Source organism: Pseudomonas gebzensis (assembly GCF_034427815.1).
Classification (GTDB): Bacteria; Pseudomonadota; Gammaproteobacteria; order Pseudomonadales; family Pseudomonadaceae; genus Aquipseudomonas.
In genome coordinates this window covers 1-15,945 of the sequence record NZ_JAXQNS010000001.1, presented here as the reverse complement: position 1 = coordinate 15,945, position 15,945 = coordinate 1, and the positions used below count along the sequence as shown (strand labels likewise).

The 15,945-nt window shown below is 62.7% G+C and carries 12 protein-coding genes and 2 pseudogenes; 10 read left to right on the top strand and 4 right to left on the bottom strand.

Annotated features, from left to right (window positions below):
- Positions 1–14 precede the first annotated feature (14 nt).
- Positions 15–1,265 (top strand): acyl-CoA dehydrogenase family protein, encoded by a 1,251-nt coding sequence (locus SJI00_RS00065; RefSeq protein WP_322459743.1) that lies wholly within the window; start codon positions 15–17, stop codon positions 1,263–1,265.
- Positions 1,262–2,740, top strand: a complete 1,479-nt coding sequence (locus SJI00_RS00060; protein WP_322459742.1) for a 4-hydroxyphenylacetate 3-hydroxylase family protein — start codon at positions 1,262–1,264, stop codon at positions 2,738–2,740. Before SJI00_RS00065 ends, SJI00_RS00060 begins: the two co-directional genes overlap by 4 nt.
- A 208-nt stretch (positions 2,741–2,948) precedes the next feature.
- Here the strand turns inward: SJI00_RS00060 and SJI00_RS00055 are convergent, their stop codons facing one another.
- Positions 2,949–3,359 (bottom strand): immunity 22 family protein, encoded by a 411-nt coding sequence (locus tag SJI00_RS00055; RefSeq protein WP_322459741.1) that lies wholly within the window; start codon positions 3,357–3,359, stop codon positions 2,949–2,951.
- A gap of 557 nt (positions 3,360–3,916) precedes the next feature.
- Here SJI00_RS00055 and SJI00_RS00050 point away from each other — a divergent pair.
- The 4 genes and pseudogenes from SJI00_RS00050 (at position 3,917) to SJI00_RS00040 (ending at position 7,879) form a co-directional block, all read left to right on the top strand.
- Positions 3,917–4,228: a hypothetical protein gene (locus tag SJI00_RS00050; protein ID WP_322459740.1), complete on the top strand. Its 312-nt coding sequence runs from the start codon at positions 3,917–3,919 to the stop codon at positions 4,226–4,228.
- A gap of 89 nt (positions 4,229–4,317) precedes the next feature.
- Positions 4,318–4,770 (top strand): annotated as a pseudogene (locus SJI00_RS00045) (alpha/beta hydrolase); the annotation flags it as partial.
- A gap of 142 nt (positions 4,771–4,912) precedes the next feature.
- Positions 4,913–5,293 (top strand): annotated as a pseudogene (locus tag SJI00_RS22465) (hypothetical protein); the annotation flags it as partial.
- 276 nt (positions 5,294–5,569) lie between these two features.
- The gene (locus SJI00_RS00040) at positions 5,570–7,879 is read left to right on the top strand and encodes an autotransporter family protein (RefSeq protein ID WP_322460441.1); all 2,310 of its coding nucleotides are present in this window, start codon (positions 5,570–5,572) and stop codon (positions 7,877–7,879) included.
- Positions 7,880–8,127: 248 nt separating this feature from the next.
- Here SJI00_RS00040 and SJI00_RS00035 read toward each other — a convergent pair whose 3' ends face one another.
- The 3 genes from SJI00_RS00035 to selD form a co-directional block, all read right to left on the bottom strand.
- Positions 8,128–9,981 carry an ABC transporter ATP-binding protein gene (locus tag SJI00_RS00035; protein ID WP_322459739.1) on the bottom strand — a complete coding sequence of 618 codons (1,854 nt, stop codon included), beginning with the start codon at positions 9,979–9,981 and terminating at the stop codon, positions 8,128–8,130.
- Positions 9,982–10,284: 303 nt separating this feature from the next.
- Complete coding sequence (gene mnmH, locus SJI00_RS00030; protein ID WP_322459738.1) at positions 10,285–11,376, bottom strand: tRNA 2-selenouridine(34) synthase MnmH; 1,092 nt, start codon at positions 11,374–11,376, stop codon at positions 10,285–10,287.
- Entirely contained in the window at positions 11,376–12,410 is a 1,035-nt protein-coding gene (gene selD, locus SJI00_RS00025) for a selenide, water dikinase SelD (RefSeq protein ID WP_322459737.1), read from the bottom strand. The genes mnmH and selD overlap by 1 nt, the downstream gene beginning before the upstream one ends.
- Before the next feature lie 148 nt (positions 12,411–12,558).
- On the opposite strand from selD, the gene SJI00_RS00020 reads away from it, so the two are divergent.
- From SJI00_RS00020 to phnE (SJI00_RS00005), 4 genes are read left to right on the top strand one after another with little or no spacing between them, the layout of a single operon-like run.
- Complete coding sequence (locus tag SJI00_RS00020) at positions 12,559–13,410, top strand: putative selenate ABC transporter substrate-binding protein (protein WP_322459736.1); 852 nt, start codon at positions 12,559–12,561, stop codon at positions 13,408–13,410.
- Positions 13,407–14,204, top strand: a complete 798-nt coding sequence (locus SJI00_RS00015) for a phosphonate ABC transporter ATP-binding protein (protein WP_322459735.1) — start codon at positions 13,407–13,409, stop codon at positions 14,202–14,204. Before SJI00_RS00020 ends, SJI00_RS00015 begins: the two co-directional genes overlap by 4 nt.
- A complete protein-coding gene (gene phnE / locus SJI00_RS00010) occupies positions 14,198–15,022 on the top strand; it encodes a phosphonate ABC transporter, permease protein PhnE (RefSeq protein ID WP_322459734.1) in 825 nt (274 codons plus the stop codon). Before SJI00_RS00015 ends, phnE (SJI00_RS00010) begins: the two co-directional genes overlap by 7 nt.
- Positions 15,019–15,780 (top strand): phosphonate ABC transporter, permease protein PhnE, encoded by a 762-nt coding sequence (gene phnE / locus SJI00_RS00005; RefSeq protein ID WP_322459733.1) that lies wholly within the window; start codon positions 15,019–15,021, stop codon positions 15,778–15,780. Before phnE (SJI00_RS00010) ends, phnE (SJI00_RS00005) begins: the two co-directional genes overlap by 4 nt.
- Positions 15,781–15,945 lie beyond the last annotated feature (165 nt).

Genomic DNA, 15,945 nt, shown 5'->3' with positions numbered 1-15,945 from the left:
TCAGGATCATTTCCATGGGCCACCCCAATACCCCTGTCACGGCGGCGCACGAGGCCGACCGTACAGTAGATGAGTATCTCGAGCTCGCACGGGAAATACGCCACAAGCTACGGGCCGAACAGGAAGTGAGCGACTCGCAGGGCACCTACAGCCCGGGCATGCACCAATGGTTCCGTGAGCATGGTTTCTACCGGCTGTTGCAGCCCAAGCGCTATGGCGGCCACGCGCTGAGTCTGGGCGACTTCTACCGGGTGATGATCGAGATTTCCCGTGGCCACCCGGCCCTTGGCTGGAGCCTGACGCTGGCCGCCGGGCATGCCTTGACCGTGGCCTCGCACTGGCCGCAGGCGGTACAGGACGAGGTGTTCGCCGGCGACGGGCAGTTCATCGCGCCGCACCGTGCCTTCCCCGGCGGCCACTGCTCACGGGTCGACGGCGGCTACCGGATCAGCGGTGTGTTCGCCTACTGCACGGGCGTCACCTATTCCACCCACGCCATCGTCACGGTCATGGACGGCGCCGGCACGCCAGAGGCCCGCAGCCTGGCCTGCCTGGTGCCGCGCAGCGAGTTCAGCATCCTCAACGACTGGGGCGGCAGCGAGATCCTCGGCATGCGCGCCAGCGGCTCGAACAGCATTCGCCTGGATGACGTGTTCGTGCCGGAGCAGGCGGTGGTGCCGTTCGCCGGTTTCTTCGCCAATCAGGATGTCAGCAACGGCACCGTCGGCACCCGCCTGCACGGCAACCCGCTGTACCTGGGCTACCTGATGCTGCCCTACCACGCCAACCTGCTGGCACCGGTGATTGGCGCGGCGCGGGCGGCGCTGGACGAATACCAGTGCCTGCTCAAGGCCCAGCCCCACCCACTCGACCCCGGCCACTTGCGTGGCGAAGACCCGCAGTACCAGCGCGCCTTTGGCCAAGCCCTGGCCATGACCGACGCCGCCGAAGCCACCCTGCTCTACACCTGCGACCAGCACCAGCGCCTGGCGCTGCGCTGGCAGCAGGACGGCCAGCCGATCAGCGTGGCCGACAACGTGCGCGCCTGGGGCACCTTGCAACAGGCCGGCCGGCAAGCCTGCGAAGCGGTCGAGCTGCTGTTCCGCACCTGCGGCACCTCACAAGCGCGCTGCGACACGCGGATGCTGCGCTATTTCAGCGATGTCTCGATGTACCGCGGCCATGTCGGCGCGCAGTGGGAGTCGTTTTCGACCTACGTCGGTCGCGCCGAACTGGGCCTGCCCCTGGAGTTTCTCGAACTATGATCACCCCTCCAGCGGCTCCCACGGGGCTGTCGCGCACGGGCGCGCACTATCTCCAGGCCATCGACGATGGCCGTGCAGTATTCATCAACGGCGAATGTGTCACCCGCCACAGTCAGCACCCGGCGTTTTCCGGCGCGGTGGCCTCGGTCGCCAGCCTGTACGACTACCAGGCCAGGCACCTCGATGAGATGACCTTCGCCCTCGACCCCGAGCGCCGGGTCAGCAAGGCCTGGGAGCTGCCGCAACGCCATGAGCAACTGCTGGGCCGCGCCCACGCCTCCCTCGCCTGGGCTCGGCAAAGCCTCGGCTGGCTGGGCCGCAGCCCGGACCATGTGGCGGCTGCCCTGACGGGCATGCTGACCCACATCGAGGTGTTCCAAGCCCACTCGCCTGACCGCGCACTGGCGCTGAAAAACTACATTCGATACGCCAGCGAGCGCGACCTATACCTCACCTATACCATCGTCAACCCGCAGGGCGACCGCTCGCGCAGCCCGGGCGAACACACCGACAACCTCTACCACACCCTCGGCGTGGTGAAGGAAACCGACGCCGGGGTGATCGTCAAAGGCGCGAAAATGCTCGGCACCGCCGCCGTGCTCGCCGACGAGGTGCTGGTCGGCGTACAGAACCCGCTCAAGCCGGGGGTAGATGAGCGCTATGCGCTGTCGTTCGCCCTGCCGCTGAACACGCCGGGCATCCGGATTCTGTCGCGCGCCTCCTACGCCGAGGGCAAGAACACCTTCGACCACCCGCTGAGCAGCCGCTTCGACGAGAACGACGCGCTGATCTACTTCGACAACGTGCTGGTGCCATGGGACCGCTTGTTCGTCTACGGCGACACGGCCATGTGCCGCCGCCAGTTCCACAGCACCGCCGCCGAAGTACTGATGGACACCCAGAGCCTGGCGCGGCTCACCACCAAGCTGCACTTTCTCACCGGCCTGGCCCAGCGCATGACCGAGATCACCGGCGTCAACGATTTTCCGGCGGTGCGCGAGATGCTCGGGGAAATGGCCTGCAATACGCTGATGATCGAAGGGCTGTTCAAGAGCCTGATCCATTGCCCGGTCACTCAGAACGGCTTTGTGATCCCGGACAAGAAACACCTGTACATGTGCCAGGCTGTGGCCCAGTCGGTGTACCCGAAGTTCATCGAAGCGCTGCGCAAGCTGGCTGGCGGCGGCGTGATCATGCTGCCCTCCAGCGTCGATGACCTGTACCACCCCGAAGCCCGTGCGCTGGTCGAACAGACCCAGTATTCGTCTACGGCAACGCCCTTGGAGCGGGTGCAGTTGATGAAGCTGGCCTGGGATGCGATAGGTTCGGAGTTCGGCTCACGGCACTTGCAGTACGAGATGTTCTATTCCGGTCCGCACTTCGTGGCGTTGTCGCGAGTGCACAGCGAGTATGACTGGGCCGGGGCGAAAGCCTTGGCGTGTTCGGCGCTGGTGGACACGGCCGGGCTGGACTGACGCACAGGTGCCTGTTCACCTCGCGTTTGACGGTGTACGCGAGTATCAAGGCGTGGCGTGCAGGGCCTAGGTTCTGTACGAAAAACCTCGATACTCGCCCATGCTGCGTTGAAAACGCCCTCGGAATGCTCATGTACTCCAGTACACTCCACTCCCTCGGCCGTTTTCGCCTTGCCGGGCCTTCGTCTCGAGGCTTTTCGTGCAGGGCCTAGTCACCTTCGAAAAGCCCGATATAGCACAACCCGTTGTAGTGGGCCTTGAGCGGCCTGGACACTTCCACGCCGCCATCGGAGTACCAGAAGATCGCATTGGCATGGGTGATACCCAGCCGCTCGCAGGCGGCCTTGAGCGCGCCGAGCTGGTGCGGGTCGACCGAAGAGTCCGCAAGGATTTCATCGAGGCTGACCGGCTGCTCCCGGCGCGGGATGATGCCGATGAAGTCCTCGTCGTACCACCTGAGACCCATGTCTTGGCAAAAGCCACAGACGCGATAGGCGGGATCGTCGAGCTCGACTGAATAATCCAAGTCGAAATAGCGCTGGTAATCAGCTTCTGGAGCGAAGTTGGTACCGATCCAGATGTGCAGCTTCTGGTAGCGGTCGATGCCGTAGGGGTCCATTGAAGGGGTTCCTGAGTGGCGCAGAAGGTGTCTGTGTACTCGGCAGCGCAGGCGTGCTTCTACCCCACCTGCCTGAGTGCCGATTTGGGATACGGTCGCGCGCGTTTTGCCGGCTATGCTCGGGTCGCACACCTGCAACCCGAGCCAAGCGTATCAGGCGCATGCGGCGATATGACGACCTCGCCATTTAGTCTGTTGTGAGTGTTTTGAGGCTATGGATAGCCTCACCTCGTGTTTTCCCCTCGCGGTCCAGTCGGCTGGTTTTGCAAAGCGGCTGCCTGGACACTTATCCGATGTGCTGGCTGTGCCGACATTAAGAACGATTAACGAACGGTAGGTAAACGGGGTCTTGCTCACCCTAGCTCATGAGAAGTCCAAGCGATCAGCCGGACAGTAGTTTCACAGGGCCGCTAGTGTTTTCTCGAAACGGTCGCGACACCGGTTTTCGTGGCACGCTTCAGATCGCTCAGGTTGAGACTCTCCACATACGCGCCTGGGACATCAGTGCCACCCCATGATCGTTCATCATCCCCTATCAATACCCTAGGAATAGAACCATGCACAGCACACGTCTGTTATCGAGCATTTGCGCTGTCTTAATGGTTGGCTGCACAGGAAGAGGCTTTCGACCACCGCCCGGAGATTTTACTCAGTGGTACAAAAAAGGAGCCTCACAAACAGATGTCGATAACGCGATGCGTGCGTGCGGATATGTCAACCTCGATGGTGTAGGCGACACTTCGCCCATTGATGTTGTGCTCACTCGATTCTATTGCATGAAAGATGCTGGGTTGTTGCGCCGGGATCATCTCGACTTGTGCAAGCAAGGGCGCATTGGCGAATCATCCGTCTGCGAAGGCCGCCGATAAGCTGCAGCTGCAGAGATCCGAGCATGGTGCGCCCCCGTGATGACGCCTGCCGCGAGCAGACACAAACCCGCCGTGCTACCACCGGCAGGGTGAGGGTGATCAGCGCTTGCCAATCACCGCGCGAGGCACTGCAACAGCTGGCTGATGCACATGGTCGACACGTGGAAGTCCTGCCGGGGTACGGTTTCCCCCTCTTGATCGTCGCGCCGCGCGCTGCAGAAAAGACGACGCGCCTGCGCATCTACCTGGAGGGCGATGGCCATGCCTGGGCGACTGCCACCCAACCCAGCCTGGACCCAAGTCCGCACAACCTGCTAGTAGCAAGGCTGGCGGTCGATGATCCGACACCCAATGTCTACCTGGCACGGCCTTGCCAATTCGTCATGGCCAACGCGTGTGAAACTGCTCTGTGGACGCACCGACGGTTTTCTCAGGCAGTGCTCACCCGCCTCAGCCAGGCGCTGGAGCAGTTGAAACAGCGCTATGGCAACCGGGAATTTGAACGGGTGGGCTATTCAGCCGGTGCCGCACTCGCGTTGCTGTTAGGTTCTGTACGAAAAGCCTTGAGACGAAGGCCAGGCAAGGCGAAAACGGCCGAGGAAGCGGAGTGTACTGGAGTACATGAGCATTCCGAGGGCGTTTTCAACGCAGCATGGGCGAGTATCGAGGTTTTTCGTACAGAACCTAGCGGCTCAGCGCACTGATATCGCCCAGGTACAAACCTTGGCGGGCAATCTGAGTCCACGGCTGTGGGCAACGATGAGAGGGCTGTCGCGACTCGACGGTTTACAGGACCCGCTGGATTATCGCGATCGACTCGCCCAATTGCCGCAACGGCATTTCATCGCAAAAGCGGACATGATCATTCCAGGTCGATTAGCGACGCACTACAAAGACGCCTTGGACTTGCCTCTTCCTCAGTTCGTCCACGTTCCAGGCGCCAGCCATGATGGGGGATGGGAAGTGCTATGGCGTCGGTGGATGATCACTCCACTGATCCTTCAGACTTCTGAAATCGAACATAAGCCGGCGTGTTCTGCTCGCTCCGCTCATTGCTCTGACTAAAGCCCAACCGTGACAAGACCGCACATTAACCCTCAAGTTCCGCAGATAACTGCATAACATTGAAACTGCGCAGAAAAGCAAATGACACGTCGCATTTTTAAAATCTTTATTCGCCACCAGTTAATTTTAGAATGAATTGTCCTACAAACATCGTGTAAGTTTGCACGCGTTTGAATCAGTACTTAATTGAAAAGCCGGCAGGGACGCCCAGAAACAGACGCTAACGCGCCCGTTGGCCGCTGCCAGTTTCTGCCCTGTAAGGAAACTGCCGTGAACATGTCTCCCCTGCGCCGCTCGTTGTTGGCGCTTTCCGTTGCAGCTGCCTCTGCCACGGTTCATGCCGCACCTGATTTCACCCATGACTTGAGTACGGGGGCCTACACCGTCTCTGGTGGTGCTTTCAATGACGCCACGTTCACAGGCACTTCGCAAAACGCAGGTGTAGAGCTTGTCCAGACGACTCTGACAGGGAATCTGATCAACCAAGGCAACATCAACCTCGCCGCTGCAAGCCCCACCGATTTCCCGGCCGGTTTTTCCGTGAACTTCGCTACCACTGTCGCGGGCGACGTCATCAACAACGGTGACATCACGGTCAGCGGCAAGGGCGGTACAGGCCTTGACCTGTACATGGCAGAGATCGCAGGTGCTGTGACCAACAACGGCAACATCACAGTGGCCGGGGACCGTGCGGATGCCGTGCTGGTTACCTCGACTCAATCGAGCATCAACAACACAGGCACGATCATCGCGCGTGGCAACAATGCTACGGGTATCGAGATCGAAAACGCGCGCTTCTTGGGCCCACGTAACGGCGTTGCGCCCCACACCGATGTCACTAACAGCGGGACCATCTCAGCCGATGGCGTAGGTGTTTACCTGGTAAACCTCGACACCGAGGGCAAATTCAGCACTGCAGGCCGTGGCGACCTCTTCTCCCTCACCCAAACCAGTGGCCTGATCGAAGGCGGCGTCGCCGCCATTCTGGCCGACGACGATGCACCCCCATCGTACTTCTACTGGCAAGGCGGTGACGTAAAAGGTGACATCCAGGGCCTGAGCGGCGTGCTGGTGCAAGGCGATGCGAAGTTCGATGGCTCGACCATCCGCGCCGGCTTCGTCGACATCGACGGTGGCCGCCTGACATTGCTCCGCCCGCAGACCACGATCCAGGGCGACCTCGACATGGACAGCGCCACCGCGCGCCTGCGTCTGCTGCTGGACAACGACACGCAGCCCAACACACCGATCCTGAAAGTGACCGGCAACACCTTCTTCTCTGCCGGCAGCCAGATCGAACTGCAAGCGCGCTCCGATGACTTCCGCACCTCCGCCGAAGGCACGCGCTACACCCTGCTCAACTCCGGCACCTGGGAAGACCCCGAGAACCTGTCGGTGGTCTCCTCCTCGGCGTTGCTTGAAGTGAAGAACTTCGGCATCGAGGGTCAGGACGTGAAAGCCCTGGTGACCGCCCGTAGTGATGAAGTGATCAAAGAAGAACTGCAAGGTGCAAACGGTTCAAGCGGTGCGGTGGACGCCGTTATCCCGCTCAAGAACACGGTCATGGGCGAGCTGGACGCCAACGACCCGGTGTTCCAGAGCTTTGCCAACGCTGCCACCCGCGAAGAGCTGGCCAAGCTGGCCGAAAACCTGACCCCGGATGTCAGCCGTGGCGTGATCCATGCCGCCACCAACAGCCAGAATCTGGTCGCAGGTGCCATCCAGCACCGCGCGAGCGCCGCGCGTAGCGGCCTGTCCTCCGGCGATGGCGTGGCAGACACAGGCGTGTGGGTGCAAGCGCTGTCCAGCGATGCCGACCAGGACCGCCGCCATGGCGTTGCAGGCTATGACGCCAACACCTCCGGCATCGCCGTGGGCGCCGACGGCAAGCTCAACGCCGACACCACCGTGGGCCTGGCGTACAGCTACCTGAACAGCAACGTCAAATCCGACCTCGGCCACAAAACCGACGTCAACGGCCATGCAGTGACCCTGTATGGCAACTGGACCCACGACAACGTCTTCGTTGATACCTCGCTGATGTACGGCTGGAACGACAACGAATCCAAGCGCTACGTTGCCGGGACCCGCGCCAAGGCCGACTACGACAGTGAAATGTTCGGCGTCAACGCGCTGGCTGGCTACACCTTCCAGCTCGACAAGCACTGGCTGCTGGAGCCTCAAGTCGGCGCGCGCTACGCCAACATCTCGATCGATTCGTACCGCGAAAAAGGCAGCTCCGCTGCCCTCAAGGTCGGCAGCCAACGTTACGAAATCGGCGAAATGGGCCTGGGCGCTCGCCTTGCCGCCGCGTTCGATGTAGGCGTCGGCAGCCTGGAGCCCGAAGCCAAGCTGATGGCCTGGCACGACTTCATCGGCGACAAGACGGGCACCACCTCCACCTTCCTGCTGGGCGGCAACGCGTTCACTACCACCGGCGCGACCCCTGCGCGTGACAGCTACGAGCTGGGCCTGGGTGCGAACTACCGCGTAGGCGCATGGCGTGTGGGTGGGTCTTACAACTACCTGACCAGCAGCGGTTTCGACGCCGATACCTTCAGTGCGAAGGTGAGTTACGCGTTCTGATCGAACCCTTTGCCTGAAACCGCAAGGCTCGCCCATGCGGCCTTGCCGTTCACGTACGCGACCCGGGCTGCCTCGCGGCCCATCGCGGCAGTAGCCCCACAAGGGGGCACCTGTCCTGAGGGAGCGGCCGGTCCGGTCAGCCGCGAGGGGCTGCAGAGCAGCCCAAGTGACATCCCCGTCGCTCCAGAGAGCAGCTTTACGCCCTCTAAGGTCTTGTCGCCAGGCGATAGACGTTGCTGCAAGCCCCGTCACTCCGGCGTTTCGACCACCCCTTGATCTTCCCCCAGGAACCCGCCGCTCTGGTGCTGCCAGAGCCGCGCGTACGTGCCGTTTCTGGCCAATAGCTGGGTATGGCTGCCCTGCTCGACGATGCGCCCGTTGTCCATGACGATCAGCCGGTCCATCGCGGCAATGGTCGACAGTCGATGCGCGATGGCGATGACGGTCTTACCTTGCATCATTTCGTCGAGGCTTTCCTGGATCGCCACCTCCACTTCGGAATCCAGGGCGCTGGTGGCTTCGTCCAGTAGCAGGATAGGCGCATCCTTGAGCATGACGCGGGCGATGGCCACGCGCTGGCGCTGGCCACCGGAGAGCTTGATGCCGCGCTCGCCGACCAGCGTGTCGTAACCGCTGTGCCCGTGCTTGTCACTCAATTGCTGGATGAAGCCATCGGCCTGGGCATGGGTGGCCGCAAGACGAATCTGCTCGTCGGTGGCGTCGGGTCTGCCGTAGGCGATGTTGTCGCGAATCGAGCGATGCAACAGCGAGGTGTCTTGCGTCACCATGCCGATCGCACTGCGCAGGCTGTCCTGCGTCACATGGGCGATGTCCTGACCGTCGATGCTGATCGCACCGCTGTCGACATCGTAGAAACGCAGCAGCAGGTTGATCAGCGTGGACTTGCCCGCACCGGAGCGGCCGACCAGGCCGATCTTCTCGCCTGCGGCGATGTCCAGGCTCAGGCCGTCGAGCACCTGACGTTCGCCGTTGTAGTTGAAGCTCACCTGATCGAAGCGCACCGCCCCGCCGCAGGTTCGCAGCACACTGGCATCGGGCACATCCTGCACCTTGGGGCCGCGGGCGAGCGTGTCCATGCCGTCCTGCACGGTGCCGATGCTTTCGAACAGCGAGGTCATCTGCCACATGATCCAGTGCGACATGCCATTGATGCGCAGCGCCATGGCGGTGATCGCCGCCACCGCGCCAGCACCCACGGCGCCCTGGTGCCAGAGCCACAGTGCATAGCCGCCAGCGCCCATGATCAGCGCGACGACCAGTACCTGGTTGGCGATCTCGAACTGACTGACCAGGCGCATCTGGCGAAAGCCGGTCTGTTTGAAGTCTTCCATCGCCGCCCGCGCGAAGTGGGCTTCACGTTTGGAATGGGAGAACAGCTTGACGGTCGTGATGTTGGTGTAGGCATCGGAGATACGCCCGGTCATGGACGAGCGCGCATTGGCCTGCTCCTGACCGACACGGCCCAGGCGCGGCACGAAGTACCACAAGGTCAGGCCGAACAGCGCGAGCCAGGCCAGGAACGGCAGCATCAGCCGGGGTGCGAAGCCGCCTGCCAGGGCGACGATGGCCACGAAGTACACACCGATACCGGGGATGATTTCGACCAGGGTAAACAGCACCTCGCGCACGGCCAGCGCGGTCTGCATGACTTTGGTGGTCACCCGCCCGGAGAACTCGTCGGAAAAGAACGACAGGCTCTGGCGCAGCATCAACCGGTGAAAGTCCCAGCGCAGGCGCAGCGGCAGGTTGATCGCCAGTACCTGGTGCTGCACCAGCGTGCGCAACGACACCAGGCCGATGCTGATGACCAGCACGATGCCGACGCCCCACAGCACTCGGCGTTCCTGGTCGCTGACCACATCGCCCGCTTGCCAGGTGGAGAGCAGATCCACGACCTGGCCCAGGAAAGAGAACAGCCAGGCCTCGTAGATCGACACGGCGGCGCTGAGCAGCGCCATCATCAGGATGTAGCGGCGGGCACCACGGGTGCAGGCCCACAGAAAGCGCGCCAGGCCCATGGGTGGCGGCGGTGCTTCGTCAGGGGGGAATGGGTCTAGCCAGCGTTCGAAGGCGCGCAGCATGGAGGGCTCCAAGTAGGTCGAGGGGGCGATTTTGCCAGTAATCGTCGTTAGTTGACCTGTTGGAGGCGCGGAATGCTGCGTGCGTGTGCATCGGACGATACGACTTGGTCAGGTTGGCAAGCTCTGCTTGGTCAAGGGTTTTGGACGCTGCGGTGGATCACCTTTGCAGCCGCACGACCAGCTCGGGACCTTCAAACGTAGCGCGATGGAAGTGCAGATCGTCTGCCGAATGATGCGCGCCTGGCCGAACTGCCCGGCGATATAGCGCAGGCAGGCGACCACGGGGGCATACATGAGCTCCGCTCAGTCCCGTCGCGCCAGGTATTGCTCGACGGCCGTGATGTCCCCCACGAACTCGACGCGCTCGCCTTTGCTTTGCCGCTGATGCGCATACATCGGGTCGTAGTACTCGAGCAACAGGCCTTCGATCCAAGCGCGATGCAGGTCTACCGAACCGGAGCCACGCTGCTCGTCCAGCGCCGCTGACATCGACGCACGCAAGCGCTGGTGGCGCTCGCCGCCAAGACGCTTGTGGATGTTGTCCAGGCTCTGCAACAGGCGTTCGGCGAACCGTTCAGGGCCGTGCTCTTGCCCATGCACATCGAGGAACTCCGCACTCAGGTCGGTCACGTAGTCACGCAAGATACGTTCGACACGGTTCTCGAAACTGTCTTCCAGCCAGATCAGCGGGTAACGCTGCATCCCTTGATACAACCCGATAGGCACGTTGCAGCTGCCCACGGTGCGGCCCTCGTCCTCGAGCACGAAACGATCAATGCCGGCATGGCGTTTCTTCAGGACATCGATGGCCAGACGGTTCTCGAAATCGATCTGCGCCGGCTGCCCGGTGGCACGCTTGCCAAAGCTCGATCCGCGGTGGTTGGCGTAACTTTCCAGATCCAATGCGTCGGGCCGCTTGGCCAGCACCTCGGTCTTGCCCGTGCCCGTCATACCGCCGAGCACCACGAAATCGCACTGCGCGACGGCCTGCTCCAGGGTATCGATCAGGAAGGTGCGCATCGCCTTGTAGCCGCCCACCACACGCGGATAGTCGATTCCCGCTTCGCGCAGCCACTGCTGCACGATCTGCGAGCGCAGGCCGCCGCGGAAACAGTACAGATAGCCTTGCGGATTGTCCTGGACGAATTGCGTCCAGGCGGCGATCCGGCGCGCCTTGACCTCCCCGCAGACGAGCTGGTGACCAAGCCGGATGGCTGCATCCTGCCCCTGCTGCTTGTAACAGGTACCCACCTTCTGGCGCTCGATATCGGTCATCAACGGCAGGTTGATCGTGCCTGGGAAAGCGCCTTTGACGAACTCCACCGGCGCACGGGTATCCATCATCGGCGTGTCGTTGAGAAACAGCTGGTGAAAGTCGCGGACGTCCTCGCGCATCAGAACACTTCGACAGCGTGAGGCTGTCGCTCCACCAGTACACCGATGGGCGCAAGGTTCAGACCCAACTGGGCGGCAGTGGCCAAAAACGCTTCTTCACCCTCCTCGTCGACCGCAACCAGCAGGCCGCCGCTGGTCTGCGGATCGCAGAGCACGTCTCGCTGAGCCTGTGTGATGACCGCGATGCGCTCGCCATAGCTGTCGAAATTGCGCAACGTGCCGCCCGGCACGCAGTCTTGCGCCAGGTAGTGTTCGACCCCAGGCAGTCGCGGTACGGCGGCATAGTCGAGGCGCGCAGTCAGGCCGGCACCGTCCGCCATTTCCACCAAATGGCCTAGCAAGCCGAAGCCGGTGACGTCGGTCATCGCAGTAACGCTGTCGAGCTTGCCGAAATGGCTGCCCGGCTTGTTCAACGTGCACATCCAGTCACGGGCAAGGCCGACATCCTCAGGGCGCAGCTTGGACTTCTTTTCGGCGGTGGTGAGGATACCGATGCCCAGCGGTTTGGTCAGGTACAGGCGGTTGCCCACCTTGGCCGTATCGTTGCGCTTCATGTGCTGCTTCTCGACCACACCGGTCACCGCCAGGCCGAAGATCGGCTCCGGGGCATCGATGGAATGGCCGCCCGCTAGCGGAATGCCAGCCGCATCGCAGACGGCCCGCCCCCCACGAATGACTTCACGTGCGACCTCCGCCGGCAACAGGTTCACCGGCCAGCCGAGGATGGCGATGGCCATCAGTGGGTTGCCGCCCATGGCGTAGATGTCGCTGATCGCGTTGGTGGCGGCGATACGCCCGAAATCGAAGGGGTCGTCGACGATGGGCATGAAGAAGTCGGTGGTCGATACCACGCCGCGCGCTTCGTCCAGTGCGTACACGGCCGCGTCGTCACGCGAGGCGTTGCCGACCCAGAGATTGGGGTCCAGGTTCTGCGCCCCGCTGCCGGCCAGGATCACATCCAGCACCTTGGGGGAAATCTTGCAGCCGCAACCGGCGCCGTGGCTGTACTGGGTCAGGCGGATCGGCTCACTCATGGCGATTTTCTCTGCAATTGGAAAAACAGGTTGCGGATTCTAGCAAAGCTGGCCTTTCCCGCCCTGCCTCTTATAATCGCGACGCTCTTTACCGGCGCTGCCAGCGGCGTCTTTTCGTTTTTTCCGTCATTGAACCGGAGAACTCACCATGCTCAAGCGCACGCTGTCGCTGCTCGCAGGCCTTGCCCTGTCCATTTTCGCCCTGGCAAGCCATGCCACCGAGACCTTGCGGGTATCGGCCATTCCCGACGAGGCACCCACCGAATTGCTGCGCAAGTTCAAACCGCTGGGCGAGTACCTCGAACAGCAATTGGGCATGAAGGTGCAGTTCGTACCGGTGGCGGACTACCCTGCCGTGGTCGAAGCGCTGGCCTCGGATCGCCTGGACATGGCATGGCTGGGTGGCTTCACCTTCGTTCAGGTGCAGCAGAGAACCGGTAACGCAGTGCCTCTGGTGCAACGCGAGCAGGACGCCCAGTTCACCAGCAAATTCATCACGGCCAGGGACGACGTCAAATCCCTGAGCGACCTCAAGGGCAAGACGTTCGCCTTCGGCTCGATCTCCTCGACCTCAGGCAGCCTGATGCCGCGGTATTTCATGCTCAAGGACGGCATCAAGCCAGAGTCCTTCTTCAGCCGCATAGGCTATTCCGGGGCCCACGACGCCACCGCTGCCTGGGTGCAGGCGGGCAAGGTCGATGCTGGCGTGCTCAACGCCAGCGTGTGGGACAAGCTGGTCGCAACCGGTAAGGTCGATACCCGCAAAGTGAAGGTCTTCGCCACCACGCCGGCCTATTTCGACTACAACTGGACAGTGCGCGGCACTCTCGATCCGGCCCTGGCGCAAAAGATCAAACAGGCGTTCCTGGCCCTCGACCCCGCCAAGCCTGAGCACAAGGCAATTCTGGACCTGCAGGCAGCGAGCCGCTTCATCGACACCAAGCCTGAAAACTACACCGGTATCGAAGAAGCCGCGCGCGCCGCCGACCTGCTGAAATGACCCTGCGTCTGGCCGGCGTCGGCCTACGCCACGGCAACGGCGTAGAGGCGCTGCAGCATCTGAATCTTACGGTCGCACGAGGCGAGCGGGTGGCGATCATCGGCCCGTCCGGCGCCGGCAAGTCGAGCCTGCTCAATCTGCTGGCAACCGCACTGCCGCCCAGTTCGGGCGAGCTGGAGGTGCTTGGCCAGCAGCCCTGGCAATTGTCGCCCCGGGCGCGTCAGCGCTTGCGCACGCAGGTCGGGCTGATTCACCAGGCACCGCCGCTGCCACCGCGCCAACGTGTGGTCACTGCTGTGCTGGCCGGCAGGCTCGGGCAATGGGGGCTCGGTAAAAGCCTGCTCAGCCTGTTGCATCCGGTGGACATCCCCGGCGCCCGTGCCGAGCTGGAAAAACTGGATATGGCCGACAAGCTGTTCGTGCGCTGCAGCCAGCTTTCGGGTGGCCAACTGCAACGGGTCGGCATTGCCCGCGTCCTGTATCAGGCACCGCAGTTGCTGCTGGCCGACGAGCCGGTCTCGGCGATGGATCCGCGCCTGGCCGAGCATACGCTGTCGCTGCTCTGTCAGGATGCCGAGTCGAGGCGGATCACCCTGATCGCCAGCCTGCACACGGTCGAACTGGCATTGCGGCATTTTCCTCGCGTCATCGGCATCCGCGCCGGCTCGATCGCCTTCGATCTACCCAGCGCACAGGTCGACCAGGCACAGCTCGATGCGCTGTACGCCAACGAGCAACTACAGCCGTTCCTCCAAGGCAGCCATTCAACGGCGGCCTGGATAGCCCGATGCTAAGCAGCGAAAAGCGCGACCCGGCCGCCGGCCCACGCCTTCTGCTCAGCGTACTGGCCATCATCCTGCTCTGGCCAGGTATACAGCTGTCCGAGCTGAATGTGAGCGTGCTGGTACACCCAGACAGCACGCAATCGATGGGAAGTTTCCTCGAAAGCTTCTGGCCGCCGGCACGAGACAAGGATTTTCTCACCCTGCTGCTGGCTGCCACGTTGCAGACACTGGCCATCGCCACGGCGGGCATGTCATTGGCATTGCTGCTGGCCATGCCGGCGAGCCTGCTGGCGAGTCGGGCACTGTCCTTCTCGAAGGTCGATCAAGGCCGTCCGGGCACGCTGGGCGAGTGTGTGCGCTGGCTCGCGCGCATCGTGTTGATCCTCCTGCGTAGCGTGCCGGAAATCGTCTGGGCGCTGCTGTTCGTGCGTGCGGTCGGCCTCGGGCCCACCGCTGGCGTAATGGCCATCGCCATCACCTACGCCGGTATGCTCGGCAAGGTGTATGCGGAAATCTTCGAGTCGGTGGACCAACGCCCCAGGCAGGCGCTCGCGCAGGCTGGTGCGGGTCGCCTGGCTGCGTTCTGCTACGGCGTGCTCCCCGGCGCCATCGCCGAGCTGACGTCCTATACCGTCTACCGTTGGGAATGTGCCGTACGCGCCTCAGTGGTGATGGGCTTCGTTGGCGCCGGTGGGCTGGGTCAACAGCTCGACCTGTCGATGCGCATGTTCGCCGGCGCCGAAGTCGCCAGCATGCTGCTGACCTTTCTGCTTTTGGTATTGCTTGCCGACCAGCTCAGCCGCCTGCTGCGCAAGAGGCTGGCATGAGGCGCAGCACCTCTGCCCTGCTCATCGCGGGAATCCTGTTCTCGATCGTTGGCTCGTTCTGGTATCTGGATCTCGACCTGGCCGGCTTGGCCACCTGCGCAAGCCTCGACCAGATGGCAGGCTATGCCGCTCGCTTCATGCGTCCTGACTTCACTGCAGGGCATTTGTGGGCTATCGCAGGGGCAACGCTGGAAACCCTGGCGATGTCGGCCATGGGCACGTTGCTCGCCGCGCTGACCGGTCTCGCCCTGGCGCTGCCTGCAGCCGGTCGCATGGGCTGGCCGCTGCAAAGAATCACGCGTCTGCTGCTCAACGCCTTGCGGGCCATCCCGGAGCTGGTGTGGGCCGTACTGATGGTGCTGGCCGCAGGCCTGGGCCCCAACGCGGGCACGCTGGCGCTGGCGCTGCACACCGCAGGCGTGCTGGGCCGCCTGTTTGCGGAAGCCTTGGAAAACACGCCGGAACAACCTGCCGCAGCCATCCGCTTGCAAGGCGGCAGCGCCTGGCTGGCGTTTTGCTACGGCACCCTGCCCACCCTGTGGCCGCAGCTGCTGGCTTATACCCTGTACCGCTGGGAAAACAACATCCGCATGGCTACGGTGATGGGTTTCGTGGGGGCCGGGGGGCTGGGGCAAATGCTCTACGTGAGCCTCAGCCTGTTCCAGGAGGCCCAGGCCAGTACGGTGATACTCGCCATGTTATTGCTGGTGCTGGCGGTGGATGCCTTGAGTGGCTGGTCGCGGCAGCGTTGGGCGTGAGTTGGGCGTCGATGATGATGCTGTGCAGGGCGGCAATGTTCAGGGAGACAACTGGCAAGTGGCTCCAGGCCGATTTGCCTTGGGCAAATCGCTCAAGAACAGCCAGTCCGGACGCGCAGGACGGCGTGTGGTGGTGTCACCGTCACGGGTGATTTCAAGCTCGCC

Bases quoted from the DNA above. Each gene is read 5' to 3' on its own strand.
- SJI00_RS00060 (WP_322459742.1), top strand. From the start codon at position 1,262: ATGATCACCCCTCCAGCGGCTCCCACGGGGCTGTCGCGCACGGGCGCG.
- SJI00_RS00020 (WP_322459736.1), top strand. From the start codon at position 12,559: ATGCTCAAGCGCACGCTGTCGCTGCTCGCAGGCCTTGCCCTGTCCATT.
- SJI00_RS00035 (WP_322459739.1), bottom strand. From the start codon at position 9,981: ATGCTGCGCGCCTTCGAACGCTGGCTAGACCCATTCCCCCCTGACGAA.
- SJI00_RS00050 (WP_322459740.1), top strand. From the start codon at position 3,917: ATGCACAGCACACGTCTGTTATCGAGCATTTGCGCTGTCTTAATGGTT.
- SJI00_RS00015 (WP_322459735.1), top strand. From the start codon at position 13,407: ATGACCCTGCGTCTGGCCGGCGTCGGCCTACGCCACGGCAACGGCGTA.
- SJI00_RS00055 (WP_322459741.1), bottom strand. From the start codon at position 3,359: ATGGACCCCTACGGCATCGACCGCTACCAGAAGCTGCACATCTGGATC.
- selD (WP_322459737.1), bottom strand. From the start codon at position 12,410: ATGAGTGAGCCGATCCGCCTGACCCAGTACAGCCACGGCGCCGGTTGC.
- phnE (WP_322459733.1), top strand. From the start codon at position 15,019: ATGAGGCGCAGCACCTCTGCCCTGCTCATCGCGGGAATCCTGTTCTCG.
- mnmH (WP_322459738.1), bottom strand. From the start codon at position 11,376: ATGCGCGAGGACGTCCGCGACTTTCACCAGCTGTTTCTCAACGACACG.
- SJI00_RS00065 (WP_322459743.1), top strand. From the start codon at position 15: ATGGGCCACCCCAATACCCCTGTCACGGCGGCGCACGAGGCCGACCGT.
- phnE (WP_322459734.1), top strand. From the start codon at position 14,198: ATGCTAAGCAGCGAAAAGCGCGACCCGGCCGCCGGCCCACGCCTTCTG.
- SJI00_RS00040 (WP_322460441.1), top strand. From the start codon at position 5,570: ATGTCTCCCCTGCGCCGCTCGTTGTTGGCGCTTTCCGTTGCAGCTGCC.